This window comes from Roseibium sp. JB4-4, from assembly GCF_055693425.1.
In genome coordinates this window covers 5,250,193-5,269,663 of sequence record NZ_CM146333.1, presented here as the reverse complement: position 1 = coordinate 5,269,663, position 19,471 = coordinate 5,250,193, and the positions used below count along the sequence as shown (strand labels likewise).

Sequence of the window (19,471 nt, the reverse complement as noted above, 5' to 3'; positions counted from 1 at the left end):
CAAAATCCGGCTTTAACAAGCAAACGGAATGCAAACGGGAGAAAGGAACCCATGCGCGTTTATTACGATCGTGATGCAGATATCAATCTGATCAAAACCAAAAAAGTCGCCATCATCGGCTACGGCTCACAAGGCCGTGCCCATGCGATGAACCTCAAGGACAGCGGTGCAAAAGAGATTGCAGTCGCATTGCGCGCCGGGTCGACAACCGCTTTGAAAGCGGAAGCCGATGGTTTCAAGGTCATGACAGTGGCAGAAGCTGCTGCCTGGGCCGACCTGATGATGATGGCAACGCCGGATGAGCTCCAGGCAGACATCTATCGCGACCACATTGCAGACAACATCCGCGACGGTGCCGCGATTGCGTTTGCGCATGGTCTCAACGTCCACTTCGGCCTGATTGAGCCGAAATCCACCGTTGACGTCCTGATGGTTGCTCCCAAGGGCCCTGGCCACACCGTGCGCGGCGAATATGAAAAAGGCGGCGGTGTTCCGTGCCTGATCGCAGTCCACCAGGACGCTTCCGGCAATGCGCAAGACCTTGGTCTGTCCTATGCCTGTGGCGTTGGCGGCGGCCGCTCCGGCATCATCGAGACGACCTTCAAGGAAGAGTGCGAAACTGACCTCTTCGGCGAACAGGCCGTTTTGTGCGGTGGTCTCGTAGAACTTATTCGTGCCGGTTTCGAAACCCTGGTCGAAGCAGGCTATGCACCTGAAATGGCTTATTTCGAGTGCCTGCATGAAGTGAAACTGATTGTGGACCTGATCTACGAAGGCGGTATCGCCAACATGAACTACTCCATCTCCAACACGGCGGAATGGGGTGAATATGTCACCGGACCGCGCATCGTGACTGCTGAAACCAAGGCGGAAATGAAGCGTGTTCTGGAAGACATCCAGAACGGCAAGTTCACTTCAGAGTGGATGCAGGAATACCGTGCGGGCGCTGCCAAGTTCAAGGCGACACGTCGTCTGAACGACGCGCACCAGATCGAGGAAGTTGGCGAAAAGCTGCGCGGCATGATGCCGTGGATCAAGTCCAACGCGCTCGTCGACAAAACCAAGAACTAATCAAGTCCCCATCGACAGCCAAAGAGAAAGCCCCGTTGATATCAGCGGGGCTTTTTTCGAGCCCCTATGGGCTCGCGTTGAAACTGGCACGATATGCTGATGGCGTCTTGCCGGTCAGCTCCCGAAAGGCGGAGTTGAAGGCCGACAGACTTTGGTAGCCTTGGGCAAAAGCGATTTCCGTCACAGGCAGGTCTGTCTGCGACAAGGCTTCCACCGCGCCGATAATCCTCAGTTTCTGGAGGCACTGGCGCCAGGTCATGCCAAGTTCATCAGACAGTTTTCTGGCCAATGTACGTGGGCTCATCGCGACAAGAGCAGCCAGCTCCTCGAAAGTCGGCGGGTTTGCGAGAGACTGCTCTGTGCGATCCAGAACACGCCTGACCGCTACCGACGTTGGTGCCGGCATGGAAAGGCGGCTCGGTGTTTCGGAAAGCTTCCATATGACTGATGCAAGGGTGCCAAAGAGCCCCTGCGCATAGCTCGAAAGACTACTTTCCGTTTCGCCCCATTGCGCGCATTCCAAAACCAGTTCCCGCGCCAGCGGTGTCATTTCAAACACGCTCAGAACATTTGGAGGCGCAGGAACAAACGCCTTTGCAAAGAGCACCGACCGGCACTCAATCTTCACGGGCAAGGAAATCTCGATCGGCTTGTCTGCCCTGATGAGAGCCGCCCTTGCTGGGGGCTGAGACCATATGGTTCCTTCTGCTTCCAGTCTCAGTCCTCCGCTCACGGAATAGAGCAGATAATGCCGGTCAAACTTGAATTGCTGTTTCGGCGCCGGGCCAAAACACTGTGCAACGGAATAGGCTGGAAGCTCTGTCATGCAAACCACCTTATCGCGAAGTCGCGCGCGCGAAAGCCTGGAGATGTCACGTTTCCAGTGGCGTTGCCCTATAGCGGCGGCTGGACGGAGCCGAGGTCATCAACGGGCGGAGCACTTCACCGATTTTCGCAAAGTCCTCGGACTTGAGATATGCTTCAAATCCGGCCTCGTCCTGCCATTCATGCACGATGCCGACATGACTTTCGCTGGCCGGGTCGCAATAGGGTCTAAATGTCCGACACTGCGGCATCGCGGTTACCGTGGCAACTTCACTCAACAACACATGCAGCGCCTCCTGCCGCTGCGAGGGATCCACTGTGAAATCGACAAGTGCTACCAGCATGATCAACTCTCCAAAGCTTGGTTCGAAAACAGGTCCTGATTGACACCCCGAAAGGCCGAGTAGGCATGACTGCAGCGCGCCGGCACACCATTGGGAAAACGATGCACTTCGATGGATTGAAAACCCGCGCGCTGGAGCAGATCAAAAACGTCATCTTCGTGGTACCAGCGATGTCGCCACCGCAACCAGATAAACCATTGACAAAGGTGTGGCTTGCTTACCGAAAGGACCAGACGACCACCGGGTTTCAGCAGATCGTAGAAGTGTCTGAGCCCATGTTCGGGATCATCAAGGTGCTCCAGCACGTGGGCACCGAGGACCAGGTCATGGGTCTTCTGCAAGGTGAGTTCATCCAGCCGAACCGGCATTGATTGCACCTGACGTCCGGCAAATTTCAGTCGTTTGCGCGCCTTTTGCAACATGGTCAATGAGGGATCGACCAATGTCAGCGACTTCGCCTGACCGGATACTTCGAACAAGGCGGCCGCAAAATCCCCACAGCCCGTGCCGACGTCACAAACGTCCTTGTCGTGCAATGTCAGGCCAAGCCTGGAAAACAGGAAACGATAGGCAGCGGGGAAACCCAGACGTTCAAGGGTCGGAGCCCACCGGTCCGCACCCTTCTCGTATCGCTCAGCCAAAGTCATGTGCATGTCCCTCTTGAAAACGGAGGGATCTTGCAATGACGAGAGGAAGTTCACCTCCTGCGAAAGGACAAGTTTACGCTGTGACCTGCCAAATTTTTCGACGCCGATACGTCAGAAATTGGCTTCGATCAGCCGGGTCACTTCCTGGTCGCGTGCTGTTTCGCTTTTTCCGCCGATCACCACGACGATCAATTGCTTTCCAGCTCTCCTTGCCGTGGCGACAAGGTTGTAGCCGGACATTCGGATATATCCGGTCTTCAACCCGTCGACGCCTGGAACCTTGCCAATCAGATTATTGGTCGCTCTGAACGACCGGCCGTTATAGGTGAAGGATTTCTGGCGATAATAGCTGGAATACTGCGGAAACCGTCGCTTGAGAGCGAGCCCGAGTTTTGCCATGTCGCGGGCGCTCGTCACCTGTGCCGGATCCGGAAGCCCGGTTGCATTGACGAAACGCGTCTTTCCCATTCCAAGCGCACGTGCCTGCTGGGTCATTTGCCGCGCGAAGGCCGCTTCACTACCTGCAATATTCTCTGCAACAGCAACGGCAACATCATTGGCAGACTTCACGGCAAGCGCACGGGCAGCCTGTTGAACGGTTATCGTTGACCCCGCCTTCAGCCCGATCTTTGCGGGAGGTTGCGCTGCGGCATTTGCCGAAACTTCAAGCGGAGATGACAGGGAGTAACGACCGTCGGAGACTGCTTCGAACAGCAGATACAGCGTCATCATCTTGGTCAGCGAAGCGGGATAACGCGGCGCATCGGCGTCGACATCATAAAGCTGTTCACCCGTTGCCGCATTCAGCACCAGCGCAGAAAAACCACGTTCAACGGCTGTGGCCGGTGCATAACTGACGACGGGTAAGGAGACGCTCTGGACAGAAGCCGATGCTGCATTGCTCGCTGCAGGTGACGGCGATGACGGCCCTTGAGCGGTTTGACAGCCGGCGAGCAGGCCGGCCAGCAGGACCACGGACGTCTTTTTAACGAAAGAAGACCAGAGCATTGTTTGTCTCACGCATGACCGGCGCACTTTTGCCTAGGCTTTCAGGCGGTAACCGGTCTTGAATATCCAATGTACAACGGCCAATGAGCCGCCTAGAAAAATCATGGTTGCCAGCAAAGACAGCCAAAGGCTGACATCCGCCTGCCCGTAAAAGCTCCAACGGAACCCGGAGATCAGATAGACCACCGGATTGATGAGTGTCACTTTCTGCCAGAACTCCGGCAGCATATTGATGGAATAAAAGCTTCCGCCAAGAAAAGCCAGTGGCGTCACGATCAGCAGTGGTACGAACTGCAGCTTCTCGAAATTGTCCGCCCAGATGCCGATTATGAAACCGAGAAGTGCGAACGTAACCGCTGTCAGAATGAAGAAGGCAACCATCCAGATCGGGTGCTGGATCTGAAGATCCACAAAGAAGTTGGCGGTGATCAAAATGATCAACCCGACAATGACTGACTTGGTTGCCGCGGCGCCAACATAGGCGACGGTAATTTCCAGAAAAGAGACAGGCGCTGACAGCACTTCAAAAATCGTTCCGGTAAAGCGCGGGAAATAGATGCCAAAGGAAGCGTTTGAAAGGCTCTGCGTCATGAGCGACAACATGATCAGGCCTGGCACGATAAAGGCACCGTAGCTGACACCATCAACCTCCGTGATGCGAGAGCCGATAGCAGCTCCGAAGACCACGAAATAAAGTACCGTAGAGATCACTGGCGAGATGACGCTTTGAAAGACCGTCCGTTTGGTCCGCGCCATTTCCGCAAAATAGATAGACTTGACGGCTTCAAAATTCATGCGCTGATCCGCCTTGTCTGCAGCTCCAGTTCCATCCTGGGCAAAGTTCGTCCGGGAATGGACCCGGACGGCGTCCGCCCGACGGTTCTAAAGCCCATGCGCGCATAAAATGGTTCCGCAAAGGGGTCCGCATCCAGACCAATGCGTTCCAGCTTCAGCGAATTTGCCTGAGCATATAGTTTATCAAAAAGCGCTCGCCCGACACCTTTTCCCTGCCAGCTCGGGTCGATGAAACACGTTTCAAGTTCACCGCTTGCCCCATCTTCTTCAACAGACAGACGAATACAGCCGGCAAGCTTTCCGGTGATGTCTTCGGCCAACCAGAACTCTGTGCCGGTTATCCAGCTGTCCCGGACCGTCAGTTCTTCGGTACACTGCGCCATGAAATCATCGTCATAACCGTTGGATTGCTTGGAGCGCAGGCAAAGATCTGTCAGGGCGTTCCGGTCTTCAGCTTTCGCGCGTCGGATAGAATAGTCCGTCATCATGCTTGGTTCCGATTTTCTCTAACCAGACCGACAAATATGTCTTCCAGTGACGACTGGTCTGTCTGCAAGTCTTGAAACCTTACGCCGGCGCTCGCCAGATCCGTCAACAACGACGTGATCCCCGTGCGTTCTGCGTGTGTGTCATAAGTGTAGGTCAGACTGGTCCCGTCATCTTCGAGAATGAGTTCGTAGTCTTTGAGTTCTTCAGGTATTGCGTCAAGGGGTTCGGAAAGACTGAGTTTCAGCAGTTTGCGACCAAGCTTGCGCATCAACTCCTCTTTTTCCTCGACCAGGATGATTTCTCCCTTGTTGATCACCCCTACCCGCTCGGCCATCTGTTCAGCCTCTTCGATGTAGTGCGTGGTCAGGATAATCGTGACACCCTTTTCCTTGAGCTCGCCGACAATCCGCCACATGTCGTGACGTAACTCCACATCGACACCCGCAGTTGGTTCGTCGAGAAAAAGGATCTTGGGCTCATGCGCAAGGGCCTTGGCAACGAGCAGCCGTCGCTTCATGCCGCCGGAGAGCGCCATGATCGGATTGTCTTTTTTGTCCCAAAGCGTCAGATCTTTCAAAATACGCTCGATCAGCGCCGGGTCTCTTTTCAGGCCAAAAAGACCACGACTCATTGCAACAGTGTCACCAACTATTTCGAATGGCGCGGTCGGCATTTCCTGTGGAACCAGACCGATCAATTGTCGGGCAGCCCGGTACTCCTTGATCGCATCGTGCCCGCCTACATGGATACTGCCTCCGGTTGGCTGAACGAGACCGCAAATCGTGCTGATCAACGTGGTTTTTCCGGCACCATTGGGCCCGAGCAATGCAAAGACCTCGCCCTGGCTGATATCAAGCGAAACGGACTTAAGTGCCTGGAAACCACCCTCATAGGTTTTTTCCAGGTCTCGGACGGAGAGTATTGGTGACATGAAGACCTAAACCGGATCGAACAGTTCAGTTTTGACCGGATGGCCAAAGACGAAGCACCCTCGCATGTGGGCAGAGCCTCCGCAAGATGCAAGGTATCTAGTTCCATGATCGACCTCTGCGGACGATCCACGCATGACGTTCAATACTGTCGTTGACTGGTTGTGTTCATTGCGTGCAACCCGAGTTTCACACGGCTTTGAAGCTCCGCACTGAATTGCAATTCCGGTGTTAGTAGAGCGTCCTTTTGTAGTCTTCTTCCAATTTGTCGTCCAAGGCCTTCATATCCGTAGCATCGTCCGGTGCTCCGGTTGTCTGGTCCATTATGATGTTGATCAGCGACGGCATTTCGCCTCTGTCCTGAAACCTGGACGGATCCCATAAATGCGATCTGCGGAACGCCTTGGCACAATGCATGAAGACCGATGTCACCTTGACCACGATCGCAACTTTAGGCGCGCGGTCGTTGATGCTCATGGCCTTGAGCAGTTCGGGATCGACAACAAGATCGGCTGTGCCATTGACGCGCAAAGTGTCATCGAAACCCGGTATCATGAACAGCAAACCGACACTCGGGTTTGCCAGAATATTGCTCAAACTGTCGAGGCGATTGTTTCCTGGCCGATCGGGGATTGCCAGTGTTTCCTGATCCAGGATCTTCACAAATCCAGCCGGGTCACCTCGAGGGCTGACATCGGCTTTGCCGTCCAGTCCCTGCGTTCCCAAACAAAGGAAGGGCGAGCGGCCTATAAAGTCTCGCGCATGTTTGTCGAGCGTCGATTGGCACTTTTGGACGGCAAGATCGTGTGTGGCGGGAAACAGCTCACGCAGAGATGTTTCGTCCTGCAGGACAAAGTCCGGATTGAGCGAGAACTTCTGCATTATCCCTCCACTATTTGGCCTAAGCGCCCGAGCGCGAGCGATTGAATCGATGGTTTTTCAATCACCCTTTGCTGAACGAGCAGCCGGATTGAAATTCGCTACAGGCTATAGCGGTGCACTCACCGAAACTTCTGCTCCAATTCTGAGGTACGCTCATCATTTCTGCAATCATTGTCAATCCCTTCGGCTGGAACAAATGCTTTAATCTCGAATGGAAAGAAGGATCAAAGATCAAAACCCTGACGCGAAATCTGATTCCGGCGGTCCGATAGACACACCCTTGCCCGAAATACCCAGCAGTTCCTTCAGCCGGCAAGTGTACTGTTTCCTAGACTTGAACACTGCGTTCGTTGCCAGGCTATGGGAATTCGGTCGATTGTCTCTATTTTCGGTCTGAACAAAATCAATTCGGGAAGTTTGGTCATGTCAGTCCGTCCAGTCACGCATATTGGTGCAACGCAGTCGACGCTGGAAGGCGCAGGTGTCAAGCTTGAGCGGGTTTTCGGATTTCAGGATCCGGAAATGCTGGATCCTTTTCTTTTGCTGGACGATTTCCGCAATGAAAGGCCTGAGGACTATCTGGCAGGGTTTCCCTGGCATCCGCACAGAGGCATTGAGACCATCACCTATGTTCTTGCCGGAACTGTCGAACATGGTGACAGTCTCGGCAACACCGGTGACCTCGGTGCGGGTGACGTCCAATGGATGACTGCCGGCAGGGGTATCATGCATCAGGAGATGCCCAAGGGCGACGACAAAGGCCGCATGCACGGCTTTCAGCTCTGGGCCAACTTGCCTTCGTCTTTGAAAATGACCGAACCTCGCTATCAGGATGTCGCGGCAAAGGAGATACCGGTTGTCATTGACGACGACGGCACATCCGCGCGGATCATCTGCGGCGAGTTCTGGGGCAAACGCGGCCCGGTTGACGGCATCGCCGCAGAACCGCAATACCTCGACATTCATGTGCCTGCAGGACAAAAAAACGTTTCAAGGTAGACACTTACAAACAGACCTTTGCCTATGTCTTTGAAGGATCTGGAACCTTTGACGGTGCGTCGGAACCCTTTGGAATTTTGACTGAGAAGGAATTTGGAGGCGAAGAACTCAAGATCCGGGATCAGACCGGCAATCGGTCGTTGGTTGTTTTCGGCAGCGGCGATGAGATCTGCGTTGAAGCAGGCGATGAAGGCATCCGTTTCCTTCTGGTCTCCGGCGCTCCAATCAAGGAGCCGGTTGCTTGGCACGGACCGATTGTGATGAACACACGCGACGAATTGGTTCAGGCGGTCGCCGAACTTCAGAACGGCACGTTTATCCGATAAGGATCCGGCTGCCTTGTAACGTTCACAATATCTGGCTAGGGCTGTCGGGTAGACAACCAACCGGACAGCCATGCCCTTAAAACTCAGACCCGCAACCGGAGCCGATGCCTCGGTACTTACCGACATTTTGCACAGCGCTAAAGCGTCCTGGGGATACCCGGATGACAAAATGGCTGAGTTCAGGAAACACTGGCTCATCACCGAAGAGACTATCAGCAGTCAGTTTGTCACTGTCGCCGAAAGGGATGGCAGAGCGGTTGCTTTTTCGGGTCTCGCAGCGGACGGCAAAGACACGTTGTTGATCGACTATCTCTTTGTTGCCCCGCAAGCCCAGCGCCAGGGAATTGGAGATTTATTGCTGACCAGGGCACACGACCGTGCCCGCACACTCGGGTTATCCAGACTTTACCTGGAAGCAGACACCCATTCCGAAGCTTTCTATGCGCGGCAAGGCTTTGCGACCATCGCAAAACGGCCAAGTGAAATGTCGCCTGGCCGCACTGTGCCTATGATGGAAAAGTGTCTGCAGTCTCCGGTGCATACCGTCCAAGGGGTTGATCTAAGTCTGTCCCCTGATCATTGGGCCTTCGAACAAGCAAATGAAACCGCTATCTTCGAGCACTTTGAAGAGGCAAAGAAGCGAATTGGCCTGCTTTGGAACGGCCGCACATTGAAACTGACCGATTATTCCTTTGAAGGTGGCGTATTCAAGGGTAGCTGCACAGAGTGTTCATATGCTGCCTTTCTTGCCTGGCGCGATTGGGGCGCACCCGACCCTTCTGCATACAACGTCTTTGGCTCAGCCATCCTGAGATCGGCTGACGGCGCTCTTCTGTTTGGCGTGATGGCTGCTCACACGGCGACGGCAGGTGCAATCTATCCACCTGGCGGCAATCTCGACCCGACCGACCTTTCAGCAGAAGGCAAGGTGGATGTCGTGGGGGCAATTTATCGGGAACTGGAAGAAGAAACCGGCCTGAATGGAAAGGACGTCGCAGCTGGAGAGGTTCTGATCGCCTTTGATGGACCGCGCATTTCCATCGCACGGGTCTTCGATCTAGATCAGTCTGCGGAAGAACTGCGTCATTCGATCATGCGCTTTTCGGACAGCACCGAAGAACGTGAACTTGCAGATATCAGGATCATTCGCGAGCGAGCGGATTTGAACGATCCTGCGGTCGTGTCCTATGCACGTGCATTTGCAGAGCACCTGCTGCCTGAATGAACCCCTTATTCGGCCTGATCCAGGCAACCCTTTGTTCACCAAGAATGAGCACTAATCACTGGCAGCACTTGCTGAGACATGCAAAAGTCCGCTCACCTCAGGAACAGATGACTGGTGAGTCTCTAGGGAGAAATACAATATGAGCCGTCGCTACGCGATCTTGGATGTCTTCACCAACACAAGCCTTGCCGGCAATCCTCTGGCAGTTGTTCTGGACTCCGAAGGTCTCAGTGACGAGCAGATGCAAAAAATTGCAGTCGAATTCAATCTGTCGGAGACAGTATTCGTCTTTCCACCGGAAAATCCCGGACACTCCGCCAACATGCGGATATTTACGCCCAAGCTTGAACTGCCCTTTGCTGGCCACCCAACCGTCGGAACCGCCATTTTGATGGCGAAGGAACGATTTGGCGAGGTAACCAACGAACAGGACGCGGTTGTCGTTCTGAAACAGAATATCGGCACGGTTCGTTGTGCGGTGATCCTGCGTGAAAATGCGGCAGCTTTCGCGGAATTTGACGTTCCAAGCCTGCCGGAACCGGCTGGCCCCACCCACAATGTGGAATTGATCGCCGCCGCGCTCAACCTGGAGCCAACGGATATCGGCTTCGAAAATCATTCCCCTTCCCGTTTCCGCGTAGGCCCGCCCTTCACTTTCGTACCGGTGCGGGACCTTGACGCGCTGGCGCGTGCCAAACCTGTTCAATCCATGTGGAAAGCAGGCTTCGGCAAGGACGGGCACAATGATGCCTATGTTTATTGCCGCGAAACCCGGTCCCATGACAGCGCCTTCCAGGCCCGCCTGTTTGCACCTGACATGGGCATCCCGGAAGATCCTGCCACCGGATCTGCTGCTGCTGCGTTTGCCGGCGTCGTCGATTATTACGACGACCTTCCAAGCGGCACTCACCATATCCGGATCGAACAGGGGTTCATAATGGGGCGCCCGTCCTTGATCGATCTGGAAATCGATATTGATGGCGGCAACATGCACGCAGTTCGAATTGGCGGCCAGGCTACGCTCGTCGCCCGCGGCGAGTTGTTCCTTTAACGGACTGACACTCCAGAAGAACCGACTTTGTCAGCGCGGGGCGTCTGCCCGAATTGCCGGGAATACTCTCGGCTGAACTGGGTCGGGCTCTCATACCCGACCTGAAACGCGGTGTTGGAGACGGGCAGCTTTTCATTTTGCAGCAAACGCCTTGCCTCCATGAGGCGTAGCATCTTTTGGAACTGCAGCGGTGTTGTACCGGTGATATCCTTGAACGCGGCGTGAAATGCCGAAACGCTCATGGCCGCATCCTGTGCAAGATCCTCGACTCGAAGGGCCGTCGCGAACTCCCTTTTGATCCTGGCAATAGCCGTCGAAATGCGCGCAGCGCGACTGTCTCGTCTGACCAATTGCCTCAAGATCGCACCATGCGCAGCCTTCAACAGCCAAAAGTGCACTTCTCTTTTGATCAAGGGTTCCAACACCGCTGTTGCCTCCGGCATTTCCGTCAGTTCGAACAGCCGCCTCATGGCATCGACAATGGCACCATCGGCCTTGCCACTCGTCACCGCCACAGTTTTCTCGTTTCCCTGTTCCAGAAGGTTTATTTCGCCGGACAATTCTCGCAGCAACACCATGTCCAGATCGAGTGCCAATGCAACATATGGCTTTTGGGAGCTTGCCTCGATCACTCTGGATTCGGCCGGCAGATCCAAACCGACGATCAACGATTGACCACTGGCAAAGCTGACGGTGCGGCCGCCGACATATGTTTGTTTCGCGCCTTGGAGAACCAGGCAGAAAATCGGGTGGAAGACGACGGGATAAACATGCGTCTTATGCCGTTGGCGCACCAAAGTAACACCGGGAATACCGATGTCGAATGGCTCGCCGTCAGCCCTGCGTTCATCAGCGAAATCAACCAGATTTTGCGTCAATTGGTCTGTCTGCATCAAACTCTCCTGGTTCATTGCGGATAAACGCAAAACTTCGAACTGGCAATCACGCTACCATAGCCTTCAGGAGAATTAGGCAAGTATTGTGGAGAAACCGGCAGGTGCGTCAACCGATGAGAAGCTATCTCAGGGTCATCAAGTCCCGTGAACTCAGTTTGGAGACAAAAAATGACCAATGGCAAGAAAATAGCCCTCATAACCGGCGGTAGCCGCGGCCTTGGCCGGAACATGGCCTTGCACCTGGCGCGGCATGGCATCGACAGCGTCCTGACCTACCATTCCAACAAGGTGTCGGCGGAAGAAACCGTTGCAGAGATCGAAACGCTCGGTCAGCGCGCAGTCGCAATTAAACTGGACACAGGCGACATATCGACGTTCGCGGATTTCCATTCGGACCTGAGAGCCGCATTGAAGGAAACCTGGCGGCGTGACGGGTTTGACATTCTGATCAACAATGCAGGAACTGGTGTCCACAAATCCTTTGCGGACACCACCGAGGATGAATTTGACCACCTCATGAACGTCCACGTCAAAGGCGTCTTCTTTCTGACCCAAGAGCTTCTGCCAATGCTGCCGGACGGTGGCAGGATCCTCAATATTTCCACCGGTCTTGCACGCTTTACAATGCCCGGATATGCGGCCTACGCGACAATGAAGGGCGCAGTCGAAACACTGACGCGATATCTCGCAAAGGAACTCGGCCCGCGAAGCATTGCCGTCAACACGCTCGCTCCAGGTGCGATTGAAACGGACTTTGGCGGCGGCGCGGTAAGGGATGTTCCGGAGCTCAACAATATGATCGCAGGCATGACGGCCATGGGCCGAGCAGGAATGCCAGATGACATCGGAGGCGCTGTCGCTGCGATCCTTACAGGTGATACGGCATGGATGACCGGACAGCGTATCGAAGTCTCCGGCGGTCAGAGCCTGTAAAGGGGCCAAAGCGCCAGGCCGTTGCGGCGGTTTTTCTCCGCCGCAGCAACTCTGGCCGGTAACACAAACCTTTAATCAGGTGTCTCAGCTTTCGCATTGGTCGTAATTGTATCAACAAGTCCCGGAAGAACGACGGCAACGACAATCAGGGTGGCCCCAATCAACATGTCCAGCGTAATGGTCTCACCCAATAGGAAGAAAGCAGCAACGAATGCAAACACAACGGATAAGGCGATCAACAATGATGCCGTGACGGTGGAAACTTCGGACATGGCCTCGTACCAAAGGTAATAGCAAAGAGCTGTCGAGAAGACACCGAGTGCCAAGAGAACGGAAATGTCTACTGTTGTCACCTGGAGCGGAAAAAGGAACAGCGAGGGCGTCAGAACCAGACCGCAAGGCAGCAAGATTTTCAGCAAAACCGCCATGCGATCCATGCTGGACCGGGTCTTTTTGACGGATGCCGCGCTCCCGACAATAAACATTGCCCAGCTGATACCCGCACCTATCTCCCAGATATCACCTTCAAGACCGTTGGCACCGACTTCCAGATCCTGCCGGACTGTCAGATAAACGCCAGCCAGGGCCATCATGGTGGCAACGCCGTCAGACCATCTGACACGCTCAACCTTCGTCGCGACAAGAATTAGAAGCACAAAGAACGGCGCTGTGTTTTCAAGCACCATTGCGTTGGTTGCGCTGGTCTTTTCAAGGCCAATGTGAAACGTGATGTAATTCAGCGTAAACCCGGCGATCGCCAGGCATTCATACCGATCATAGGGAAACAGCCTGAACCTGTACCCTGACAGCATTAGCAGAGCGAAGATCGTTGTACATCCGATCCAAAGTCGGAAGACGGCAATCTGCAACCCGTGCATGTCCGAAGTCAAAAAGCGCACGGACACGGAATTCATTCCGAGGAGAAATGCTGCGACGACGCCCAGAAAGAGTGCGATCAGGTAGGAACGGCTCATGACAAAGCCAGCCTAGAGGCTGGCCTTGACTGCAGCAATGGCTGTTCGTTTAAGCGAGCTATTCCGCCGCTTCCGCGCGGGGCTTGGGAGCGGTTGCAGCCCATGCCGGAACGGCCTCGAGGCGTTCAAGATAAGCGTTGACCCTCGTAAATTCCTCTAGAGGCACCTGGGATTGAGGATGCATTGCCAAGGCGGAATGGCTACCCACGGCAAAGTCGGCGATCGTCAAATCATCACCAAGGACGAAATTTCGATCCGCCAGGTGGTTTTCCAAGACCTCAGCAAACCTGCGGAAATTCTCCTGACCGGCCTCAATCTTGGCAGTGTCGGGCGCACCAAAGCCGAACACTTGCTTGGCGACCGTCTCCCAGACAATGTCTCCGAGAGCACGATTGAAGTGTTGAACTTCCCAGGACATCCAGCGCAGCACCTCAATGCGGCCACGCCTGTCTGTCGGACAAAACGCCTCGTCACCCGCACGTTCGCCAAGGTAGATCATGATCGGGTTGGCTTCCCAGAGACTGAAATCGCCATCGACCAGAACAGGCACTTTTTGATTGGGATTGACCGCCTTGAGTTCATCTGAGCGGTGCTCCCCTTTTATCAGGTCGTATTTCTGGATCTCGGTCTCTCCATCGAAACCAAGATGACCGACAGCAGCGATCACGCGCCTGCTGTTGGGAGACAGGTCGGTTACATAAAGCTTCATCTCATCCACTCCTTTGTCGGGTCGCTCTCAACATACTCCGGGCTGACCCTGTTGAGCATTCGGCATTCAGCGCGCCTTTACTCAACCAATCAGTTGACTATAATGAAATTAGATGATAGTCAACCAAAAGGTTCACTTTATGACTGCGCTTCAGATGCCCGAATTAGACGCTACCTTCTCTGCACTTAGCGATGGCACACGGCGTGCCATTGTCTCGCGATTGGCAACTGGTGAAACAACACTTTCCGACCTTGCCGAGCCGTTCGACATGTCGCTGACGGCGGTTTCCAAACACTTGCGGGTCCTGTCCGATGCCGGGCTGGTCGAAGTCGAAAAGCGCGGACGAACCAGGCATTGCCGGCTCCGAGGAGCCCCGATCAAGGAAGCCGTAGACTGGCTTCAGAAGTATGAAGCCTTCTGGATTGACCGCTTCGATGCCCTTGCCCGCCATCTTGCCAAAGAGGATTGAAAAAGATGACTGTCCAACAGACTGCCAAGGAGTTTCTGAAGTCGGAACCGGGGCGGGATCCGATCATCGTGGAGGGTTTGTTCAGGGCGGCTCCTGAGCGGGTTTTTCGAGCCTTTACCGATCCGAATGATGTCAGCTGCTGGTTCATTCCGAAAGCCGGCGCGCTTGAGCAGGTCGAGATCGATCTGAAGATCGGCGGCAAATGGTGCTTTGTGATTGATAAAACCGACGAAAAGCAGATTCACTTCGAGGGTGAATATCTTGTCATCGACCCTCCCAACCGGCTCGAATTCAGCTGGCGTCACGTGAAGGAATTTGCCAACGGCACGCGCGAAACGACCGACACATCAAAGGTTGCCGTAACTTTCACGGCTGCAGGCAAGGCTACTGAGGTCAGGCTTTCTCATGAAGCCATCAAGACCGAAGACGCACGTCACGGCGTTGGTGGCGGCTGGAACGGATGTTTCGAGCGCCTCTCTGATTTCGTCAAGGAAATGGAACACATACCGGGAGAATGAAAATGTCATCACCACAGATCGTCAATCGAGACCAATGGCTTGAAGCACGCAAGGCGCTACTGGCAAAGGAAAAGGCTTTCACCAGGGAGCGCGACCGGCTTTCAGCTGCGCGCCGCGACTTACCGCTTGTACTCGTGAATGAAGACTACGTTTTTGACACAAGGGATGGTCAAAAAAGCCTGTCAGACCTGTTCGGATCGCAAAAACAGCTCGTTGTCTATCACTTCATGTTCGGCGAGAATTGGGAGGAAGGCTGCCCGAGCTGCTCCTTCTGGGCGGACAATTACGAGCGGCTCGATGTCCATTTGGCAGCCCGGGACACGGCACTGATTTCAATCTCCAGTGCACCTTTGGAAAAACTCGAAGCTTACCGAACACGTATGGGCTGGACGTTCGACTGGGTCTCTTCCCAGGGGAGCAGCTTCAACAACGATTTCGGAGTGACGTTCCCCGGCAAAGAAGATCCGGCAGGACGCGGCTACAACTATTCCGGCCAACCCGTGGGCACCGAGGAGTTGCCGGGTGTGAGTTCCTTTATCAAGCTCGAAGATGGTCGTGTCGCCCATAGCTACTCCACTTATGGGCGGGGCCTCGACATCTTGAACATGGCCTACAATCTGCTGGATCTGACCCATCTGGGCCGGCATGAAGACGACCTGCCTTACGCGCAGGCCTGGGTGAAACGGCGCGATACCTATGGAACAGGGGATTAACACCAGTTCCGCCAGCCACCCTCTTCAGGGGATTAAATGAAATCAATGCGTTGGCGGAGTTTCAAGCTGCCAACGTCAAACATCATGAAACCAATTGGAGATTTCATGATGTCATACGCAAGATTTGGTGCGATCGGCTTTTGTCTTTGGGGACTGCTTCATGTTGTCGGGGCAGCCTACATTCTGATCACCACCCACACATCAGGACCTGGAGCCGGTTACATGATCTACGGTCATGACGGTGCCGCTCTACCTGCCGCTGCTGGCGGCATCCTTTCCTATTTCGCCTATCTTTTGGCAATCAGCGGGCTGACATCCATTTTTGTCGCGCTGAAATTCAACTGGTCAAACTCCCAAGTCGGGCTGACGCTGAACACAATACTGGTTGCGGCGGTTGAACTGGGGCTCGTTTTGTTTCTCATCTTACCGGGCTATCTTTCCATTACCGACGCATTGCCTGGCTTGGGACTGTTCGGGTTTGCTGCAATATTCGGCGGCGTCGCCTGTAGAAGAGATCCGAGTCATGTGTGACAGCTTGATCAAAAAGGCAAAAAAAGGTGACAGGCAAGCTTTCACGGAACTACTGAGCGCCGAACTTCCCAAGTTGCGCAGGATTGTTCGGCGGCTGATAGGGCATCCGGAAGACAGTGAGGACATTCTCCAGGAAACCGTAACGAAGGCCTGGACACGCATCACGACCTTTGAAGAAAAATCGCTGTTTTCAACCTGGGTGACATCCATCGCCACCCGCGCAGCCGTTGACCATTTACGCACTCAAAAACGTTGGCGAACCGAAGCGCAGGTTGCCTATGCGAACCTTTGTGCCAGTTCGCAGGATCTGTCAGGTGAAGTGATGACAGCAATGTCCGATCCGGAATTTTCCTACGACGTTCAGCAGCATGTTGCCTATTGCTTTACCTGCGTCGGCAGGTCCTTGCCTGCAGATGAACAGGCCGCGCTTGTCTTGCGAGACGTTCTTGATCTGTCTTCTCGCGAAGCATCGACAGTGCTTGGAGTGTCCGACAGTGTATTGCGTCATCGCCTGTCCGCGGCTCGAACGGCCATGCAGGACAAGTTCGAAGGGCTCTGCGCCCTCGTCAACAAAAAAGGCATCTGCCACCAGTGCGCGGGACTTAAAATGGCGGCAGGCGCAACGGGAGCAAAGACACTCTTTCCTGAAATTGACGACTTTGCAGATCGAATGGCTGTTGTGCGCGCTGCAGAACCGGGAACAATGTCGAGCCTCCATGACATCTTTTGGCGTCGGACCAAGCAAATTGAGGATGCTGGAGAAGGCTCAGTGGAACCCCTTTCAGGATGTGGAGAAAATGAAGATGCCAGCAAAGCCTAAGCGCCTCCCATTGCCAAATCGCTTCAATGCGGCCCTGACGGCGGAGGCCTATCGCCGCCTGCGCGCACTGAATGATGAGTGGCACTACGGCAACAACTATTTGCTGAGCATAATTTTGGAAAACTTCGATGAAGTCGTCGATGGTGCAAAATTCCAAAAAGTCATGCACGACTTTGCCGATGAATACGGACAACCCAAGGGCGGAAATGGCAGGTGACGGCGTGTCCAATTGCCGGACGGAGGAAAGCTTCCAGTTTCCCGCCTGGCAAAACTCTGTTGCATCGGATGAAAACCTGCCTTAAGAACGAATTTCGTTAACTGTCAGGTCACGCTTTTAAGCGAACCTCGATAGACGTAATTTGAAGATGATCAAAGGCCAAAGACAGATCCATGATCGCGGCAAGCGACATTTCCGGCTCTTCTGTTAACGCGCGGACCGCGCGCGGCCTCCTTCTACTTGGCGATCTCCTCCTTCTTAGATGCCCCTGAGCGTCGGCTGCTCCGCAGGTAAATAGCGGAACGGGCACTTAGGGGAGACACTTTGAAAACGCATCACGAAATCCGGATCGCGCGCCCAGGTTCCATCAATTGCAGAACGGCCCGATCCAAGACTGGGACGAAACGACATGACTGCCACTCCTGAGAAGGATCAAATCCGCATCTTCGACACCACCTTGCGCGATGGAGAACAGTCGCCCGGCGCGTCGATGACACTGGAAGAGAAGCTGCAGATCGCTGAAATCCTCGACGACATGGGCGTCGACATCATTGAAGCGGGCTTCCCGATTGCCTCAAATGGTGACTTTGAAGCCGTCAGCGAGATCGCAAAGCGCTCCAAGAACTCCGTCATTGCAGGTCTCGCCAGAGCGGTCCATGCCGATATCGACCGCTGTGGGGAAGCGGTCAAACATGCTGAAAAAGGCCGAATCCATACCTTTGTCTCCACATCGCCTATTCATCTGAAGTTCCAGATGAACAAGACGGAAGACGAGGTGATGGAGATCATCACCGACACGGTGACCCGCTCCCGCAACCTGATCGAAGATGTGGAATGGTCCGCCATGGACGCGACCCGCACCCCGATCGACTATTTGTGCAGGTGCGTTGAAGCCGCGATCAAATGCGGCGCTACCACGATCAATCTGCCCGACACGGTTGGCTATGCTACCCCGGAGGAATACAAGGCCATGTTCGAGCAGATCCGTGAACGTGTTCCCAACAGCGACAAGGCGATTTTCTCCGTCCATTGTCATGACGACCTGGGGCTGGCAGTCGCCAACTCGCTGGCCGGTGTCGCTGGCGGTGCTCGCCAGATCGAGTGCACGATCAATGGCCTCGGAGAACGGGCAGGAAATGCCTCACTGGAAGAAATCGTGATGGCCGTTCGGACCCGCGGTGACATCCTGCCCTATACGACGCAGATTGATCCGAAATTCCTGGTTCGAGCCTCCAAGATGGTCGCCGGAGCATCCGGTTTTGCCGTGCAATACAACAAGGCGATTGTTGGGAAGAACGCCTTTGCGCATGAGAGCGGCATTCACCAGGACGGCATGCTGAAGAATGCCGAAACTTACGAAATCATGCGCCCTGAAGATGTCGGGGTGAAAGCAACGTCCCTGGTCATGGGCAAACATTCGGGCCGTCACGCCTTCCGCGACAAGCTGCGCGAATTGGGCTTCGAGCTGGGCGACAATGCGCTGCAGGACGCTTTCCGCCGCTTCAAGGACCTGGCCGACCGCAAGAAGCATGTTTATGACGAGGACATCGAGGCACTGGTCGAGGATGAAATCAACATCCTGGGCGAAAGCACGAAAGTGATTGCCCTGACGGTCATCGCCGGAACAGGCGGGCCGCAAAAGGCAATCCTGACGATGGATGTCAACGGTCAACACATCACCAAGGAAGCGACCGGTGACGGGCCTGTCGATGCGACCTTCAACGCGATCAAGGCGATCGTGCCGCATGAGGCGACATTGTCGCTCTACCAGGTGCATGCCGTGACTGAAGGAACAGACGCGCAGGCGGAAGTTTCGGTCCGACTGGAAGCCGACGGTCGCATTGCGACCGGCAAGGGAGCGGACACAGACACCTTGGTAGCATCCGCCCGTGCCTACGTTTCGGCCGTCAACAAACTGGCTCTGCGCCAACAGACCGGCAACCCCGGCGCTCTTGCTGCTGTTTAGCCAGTAAAACAAATAGAACGGAAAGGGCCACGGATCGCGGCCCTTTTTGTTTGTTGTTTGAGCCTCTTGAGCTCGAACCAGCACAAAAGCCTGCCTGCTCGATCCAGGCCATTTCCTTCAAAACAATCAATCCG

General features: G+C 54.6%; 23 protein-coding genes and 1 pseudogene. 12 read left to right on the top strand and 12 right to left on the bottom strand.

Features of this window, described 5'->3' with window-relative positions; all coding sequences use genetic code 11:
* The first annotated feature begins 51 nt into the window (after window positions 1–51).
* Complete coding sequence (gene ilvC, locus ACZ1HV_RS24755; RefSeq protein WP_152500827.1) at window positions 52–1,071, top strand: ketol-acid reductoisomerase; 1,020 nt, start codon at window positions 52–54, stop codon at window positions 1,069–1,071.
* Window positions 1,072–1,135: 64 nt separating this feature from the next.
* Here the strand turns inward: ilvC and ACZ1HV_RS24750 are convergent, their stop codons facing one another.
* From ACZ1HV_RS24750 to ACZ1HV_RS24715, 8 genes are all read right to left on the bottom strand, one after another.
* Entirely contained in the window at window positions 1,136–1,897 is a 762-nt protein-coding gene (locus ACZ1HV_RS24750; protein WP_472716622.1) for a helix-turn-helix domain-containing protein, read from the bottom strand.
* A 46-nt stretch (window positions 1,898–1,943) separates the two neighbouring features.
* Window positions 1,944–2,240: a putative quinol monooxygenase gene (locus tag ACZ1HV_RS24745; protein WP_472716621.1), complete on the bottom strand. Its 297-nt coding sequence runs from the start codon at window positions 2,238–2,240 to the stop codon at window positions 1,944–1,946.
* A gap of 2 nt (window positions 2,241–2,242) precedes the next feature.
* Window positions 2,243–2,887 carry a class I SAM-dependent methyltransferase gene (locus ACZ1HV_RS24740; protein WP_472716620.1) on the bottom strand — a complete coding sequence of 215 codons (645 nt, stop codon included), beginning with the start codon at window positions 2,885–2,887 and terminating at the stop codon, window positions 2,243–2,245.
* A 111-nt stretch (window positions 2,888–2,998) separates the two neighbouring features.
* Window positions 2,999–3,895 carry a D-alanyl-D-alanine carboxypeptidase family protein gene (locus tag ACZ1HV_RS24735; protein WP_472716619.1) on the bottom strand — a complete coding sequence of 299 codons (897 nt, stop codon included), beginning with the start codon at window positions 3,893–3,895 and terminating at the stop codon, window positions 2,999–3,001.
* Between the two features lie 33 nt (window positions 3,896–3,928).
* Window positions 3,929–4,690 carry an ABC transporter permease gene (locus ACZ1HV_RS24730; RefSeq protein ID WP_298822228.1) on the bottom strand — a complete coding sequence of 254 codons (762 nt, stop codon included), beginning with the start codon at window positions 4,688–4,690 and terminating at the stop codon, window positions 3,929–3,931.
* Window positions 4,687–5,178, bottom strand: a complete 492-nt coding sequence (locus ACZ1HV_RS24725) for a GNAT family N-acetyltransferase (protein WP_472716618.1) — start codon at window positions 5,176–5,178, stop codon at window positions 4,687–4,689. Before ACZ1HV_RS24725 ends, ACZ1HV_RS24730 begins: the two co-directional genes overlap by 4 nt.
* On the bottom strand, window positions 5,175–6,110 hold the full coding sequence (locus tag ACZ1HV_RS24720) for an ABC transporter ATP-binding protein (RefSeq protein ID WP_472716617.1): 936 nt from the start codon (window positions 6,108–6,110) through the stop codon (window positions 5,175–5,177). The genes ACZ1HV_RS24725 and ACZ1HV_RS24720 overlap by 4 nt, the downstream gene beginning before the upstream one ends.
* Window positions 6,111–6,339: 229 nt before the next feature.
* The gene (locus ACZ1HV_RS24715) at window positions 6,340–6,990 is read right to left on the bottom strand and encodes a pyridoxamine 5'-phosphate oxidase family protein (protein WP_472716616.1); all 651 of its coding nucleotides are present in this window, start codon (window positions 6,988–6,990) and stop codon (window positions 6,340–6,342) included.
* A gap of 423 nt (window positions 6,991–7,413) precedes the next feature.
* Here ACZ1HV_RS24715 and ACZ1HV_RS24710 point away from each other — a divergent pair.
* The 3 genes and pseudogenes from ACZ1HV_RS24710 to ACZ1HV_RS24700 all read left to right on the top strand — a co-directional run bounded on the left by ACZ1HV_RS24710 (window position 7,414) and on the right by ACZ1HV_RS24700 (window position 10,591).
* Window positions 7,414–8,315 (top strand): annotated as a pseudogene (locus tag ACZ1HV_RS24710) (pirin family protein).
* Between the two features lie 70 nt (window positions 8,316–8,385).
* Window positions 8,386–9,540, top strand: coding sequence for a GNAT family N-acetyltransferase (locus ACZ1HV_RS24705; RefSeq protein ID WP_472716615.1), 1,155 nt, complete (start codon window positions 8,386–8,388; stop codon window positions 9,538–9,540).
* A 139-nt stretch (window positions 9,541–9,679) separates the two neighbouring features.
* Window positions 9,680–10,591, top strand: a complete 912-nt coding sequence (locus ACZ1HV_RS24700; protein WP_298822222.1) for a PhzF family phenazine biosynthesis protein — start codon at window positions 9,680–9,682, stop codon at window positions 10,589–10,591.
* Here ACZ1HV_RS24700 and ACZ1HV_RS24695 read toward each other — a convergent pair.
* Window positions 10,588–11,484 carry an AraC family transcriptional regulator gene (locus tag ACZ1HV_RS24695; protein ID WP_472716614.1) on the bottom strand — a complete coding sequence of 299 codons (897 nt, stop codon included), beginning with the start codon at window positions 11,482–11,484 and terminating at the stop codon, window positions 10,588–10,590. The genes ACZ1HV_RS24700 and ACZ1HV_RS24695 overlap by 4 nt on opposite strands.
* A 171-nt stretch (window positions 11,485–11,655) precedes the next feature.
* Between ACZ1HV_RS24695 and ACZ1HV_RS24690 the strand changes: the two genes are divergently transcribed.
* Entirely contained in the window at window positions 11,656–12,420 is a 765-nt protein-coding gene (locus ACZ1HV_RS24690; protein WP_472716613.1) for an SDR family NAD(P)-dependent oxidoreductase, read from the top strand.
* A gap of 71 nt (window positions 12,421–12,491) precedes the next feature.
* Here the strand turns inward: ACZ1HV_RS24690 and ACZ1HV_RS24685 are convergent, their stop codons facing one another.
* Window positions 12,492–13,394 (bottom strand): DMT family transporter, encoded by a 903-nt coding sequence (locus ACZ1HV_RS24685; RefSeq protein WP_472716612.1) that lies wholly within the window; start codon window positions 13,392–13,394, stop codon window positions 12,492–12,494.
* A 58-nt stretch (window positions 13,395–13,452) separates the two neighbouring features.
* On the bottom strand, window positions 13,453–14,103 hold the full coding sequence (locus tag ACZ1HV_RS24680) for a glutathione S-transferase family protein (RefSeq protein WP_472716611.1): 651 nt from the start codon (window positions 14,101–14,103) through the stop codon (window positions 13,453–13,455).
* Window positions 14,104–14,257: 154 nt separating this feature from the next.
* Between ACZ1HV_RS24680 and ACZ1HV_RS24675 the strand changes: the two genes are divergently transcribed.
* The 6 genes from ACZ1HV_RS24675 to ACZ1HV_RS24650 all read left to right on the top strand — a co-directional run bounded on the left by ACZ1HV_RS24675 (window position 14,258) and on the right by ACZ1HV_RS24650 (window position 17,371).
* A complete protein-coding gene (locus ACZ1HV_RS24675) occupies window positions 14,258–14,572 on the top strand; it encodes an ArsR/SmtB family transcription factor (protein WP_472718501.1) in 315 nt (104 codons plus the stop codon).
* A 5-nt stretch (window positions 14,573–14,577) separates the two neighbouring features.
* Window positions 14,578–15,090 (top strand): SRPBCC family protein, encoded by a 513-nt coding sequence (locus ACZ1HV_RS24670; RefSeq protein WP_472716610.1) that lies wholly within the window; start codon window positions 14,578–14,580, stop codon window positions 15,088–15,090.
* A 2-nt stretch (window positions 15,091–15,092) separates the two neighbouring features.
* Window positions 15,093–15,803 carry a DUF899 domain-containing protein gene (locus tag ACZ1HV_RS24665; protein WP_298959524.1) on the top strand — a complete coding sequence of 237 codons (711 nt, stop codon included), beginning with the start codon at window positions 15,093–15,095 and terminating at the stop codon, window positions 15,801–15,803.
* 105 nt (window positions 15,804–15,908) lie between these two features.
* Window positions 15,909–16,334 (top strand): hypothetical protein, encoded by a 426-nt coding sequence (locus tag ACZ1HV_RS24660; RefSeq protein ID WP_472716609.1) that lies wholly within the window; start codon window positions 15,909–15,911, stop codon window positions 16,332–16,334.
* Window positions 16,327–17,154: an RNA polymerase sigma factor gene (locus ACZ1HV_RS24655; RefSeq protein ID WP_472716608.1), complete on the top strand. Its 828-nt coding sequence runs from the start codon at window positions 16,327–16,329 to the stop codon at window positions 17,152–17,154. The genes ACZ1HV_RS24660 and ACZ1HV_RS24655 overlap by 8 nt, the downstream gene beginning before the upstream one ends.
* The gene (locus ACZ1HV_RS24650; RefSeq protein ID WP_298822210.1) at window positions 17,138–17,371 is read left to right on the top strand and encodes a hypothetical protein; all 234 of its coding nucleotides are present in this window, start codon (window positions 17,138–17,140) and stop codon (window positions 17,369–17,371) included. Before ACZ1HV_RS24655 ends, ACZ1HV_RS24650 begins: the two co-directional genes overlap by 17 nt.
* Before the next feature lie 258 nt (window positions 17,372–17,629).
* On the opposite strand, the gene ACZ1HV_RS24645 is transcribed toward ACZ1HV_RS24650, so the two are convergent.
* Window positions 17,630–17,782, bottom strand: a complete 153-nt coding sequence (locus ACZ1HV_RS24645; protein WP_298822209.1) for a hypothetical protein — start codon at window positions 17,780–17,782, stop codon at window positions 17,630–17,632.
* Here ACZ1HV_RS24645 and ACZ1HV_RS24640 point away from each other — a divergent pair.
* Window positions 17,781–19,337: a 2-isopropylmalate synthase gene (locus ACZ1HV_RS24640; protein ID WP_298984091.1), complete on the top strand. Its 1,557-nt coding sequence runs from the start codon at window positions 17,781–17,783 to the stop codon at window positions 19,335–19,337. The two genes, ACZ1HV_RS24645 and ACZ1HV_RS24640, sit on opposite strands and share 2 nt — an antisense overlap.
* Window positions 19,338–19,471: the final 134 nt, after the last annotated feature.

What these genes read in the sequence shown, in the direction of transcription:
- ilvC (WP_152500827.1), top strand. Translation starts at nt 52, where the DNA reads ATGCGCGTTTATTACGATCGTGATGCAGATATCAATCTGATCAAAACC.
- ACZ1HV_RS24750 (WP_472716622.1), bottom strand. Translation starts at nt 1,897, where the DNA reads ATGACAGAGCTTCCAGCCTATTCCGTTGCACAGTGTTTTGGCCCGGCG.
- ACZ1HV_RS24745 (WP_472716621.1), bottom strand. Translation starts at nt 2,240, where the DNA reads ATGCTGGTAGCACTTGTCGATTTCACAGTGGATCCCTCGCAGCGGCAG.
- ACZ1HV_RS24740 (WP_472716620.1), bottom strand. Translation starts at nt 2,887, where the DNA reads ATGACTTTGGCTGAGCGATACGAGAAGGGTGCGGACCGGTGGGCTCCG.
- ACZ1HV_RS24735 (WP_472716619.1), bottom strand. Translation starts at nt 3,895, where the DNA reads ATGCTCTGGTCTTCTTTCGTTAAAAAGACGTCCGTGGTCCTGCTGGCC.
- ACZ1HV_RS24730 (WP_298822228.1), bottom strand. Translation starts at nt 4,690, where the DNA reads ATGAATTTTGAAGCCGTCAAGTCTATCTATTTTGCGGAAATGGCGCGG.
- ACZ1HV_RS24725 (WP_472716618.1), bottom strand. Translation starts at nt 5,178, where the DNA reads ATGATGACGGACTATTCTATCCGACGCGCGAAAGCTGAAGACCGGAAC.
- ACZ1HV_RS24720 (WP_472716617.1), bottom strand. Translation starts at nt 6,110, where the DNA reads ATGTCACCAATACTCTCCGTCCGAGACCTGGAAAAAACCTATGAGGGT.
- ACZ1HV_RS24715 (WP_472716616.1), bottom strand. Translation starts at nt 6,990, where the DNA reads ATGCAGAAGTTCTCGCTCAATCCGGACTTTGTCCTGCAGGACGAAACA.
- ACZ1HV_RS24705 (WP_472716615.1), top strand. Translation starts at nt 8,386, where the DNA reads ATGCCCTTAAAACTCAGACCCGCAACCGGAGCCGATGCCTCGGTACTT.
- ACZ1HV_RS24700 (WP_298822222.1), top strand. Translation starts at nt 9,680, where the DNA reads ATGAGCCGTCGCTACGCGATCTTGGATGTCTTCACCAACACAAGCCTT.
- ACZ1HV_RS24695 (WP_472716614.1), bottom strand. Translation starts at nt 11,484, where the DNA reads ATGCAGACAGACCAATTGACGCAAAATCTGGTTGATTTCGCTGATGAA.
- ACZ1HV_RS24690 (WP_472716613.1), top strand. Translation starts at nt 11,656, where the DNA reads ATGACCAATGGCAAGAAAATAGCCCTCATAACCGGCGGTAGCCGCGGC.
- ACZ1HV_RS24685 (WP_472716612.1), bottom strand. Translation starts at nt 13,394, where the DNA reads ATGAGCCGTTCCTACCTGATCGCACTCTTTCTGGGCGTCGTCGCAGCA.
- ACZ1HV_RS24680 (WP_472716611.1), bottom strand. Translation starts at nt 14,103, where the DNA reads ATGAAGCTTTATGTAACCGACCTGTCTCCCAACAGCAGGCGCGTGATC.
- ACZ1HV_RS24675 (WP_472718501.1), top strand. Translation starts at nt 14,258, where the DNA reads ATGCCCGAATTAGACGCTACCTTCTCTGCACTTAGCGATGGCACACGG.
- ACZ1HV_RS24670 (WP_472716610.1), top strand. Translation starts at nt 14,578, where the DNA reads ATGACTGTCCAACAGACTGCCAAGGAGTTTCTGAAGTCGGAACCGGGG.
- ACZ1HV_RS24665 (WP_298959524.1), top strand. Translation starts at nt 15,093, where the DNA reads ATGTCATCACCACAGATCGTCAATCGAGACCAATGGCTTGAAGCACGC.
- ACZ1HV_RS24660 (WP_472716609.1), top strand. Translation starts at nt 15,909, where the DNA reads ATGATGTCATACGCAAGATTTGGTGCGATCGGCTTTTGTCTTTGGGGA.
- ACZ1HV_RS24655 (WP_472716608.1), top strand. Translation starts at nt 16,327, where the DNA reads ATGTGTGACAGCTTGATCAAAAAGGCAAAAAAAGGTGACAGGCAAGCT.
- ACZ1HV_RS24650 (WP_298822210.1), top strand. Translation starts at nt 17,138, where the DNA reads ATGCCAGCAAAGCCTAAGCGCCTCCCATTGCCAAATCGCTTCAATGCG.
- ACZ1HV_RS24640 (WP_298984091.1), top strand. Translation starts at nt 17,781, where the DNA reads ATGACTGCCACTCCTGAGAAGGATCAAATCCGCATCTTCGACACCACC.
- ACZ1HV_RS24645 (WP_298822209.1), bottom strand. Translation starts at nt 17,782, where the DNA reads ATGTCGTTTCGTCCCAGTCTTGGATCGGGCCGTTCTGCAATTGATGGA.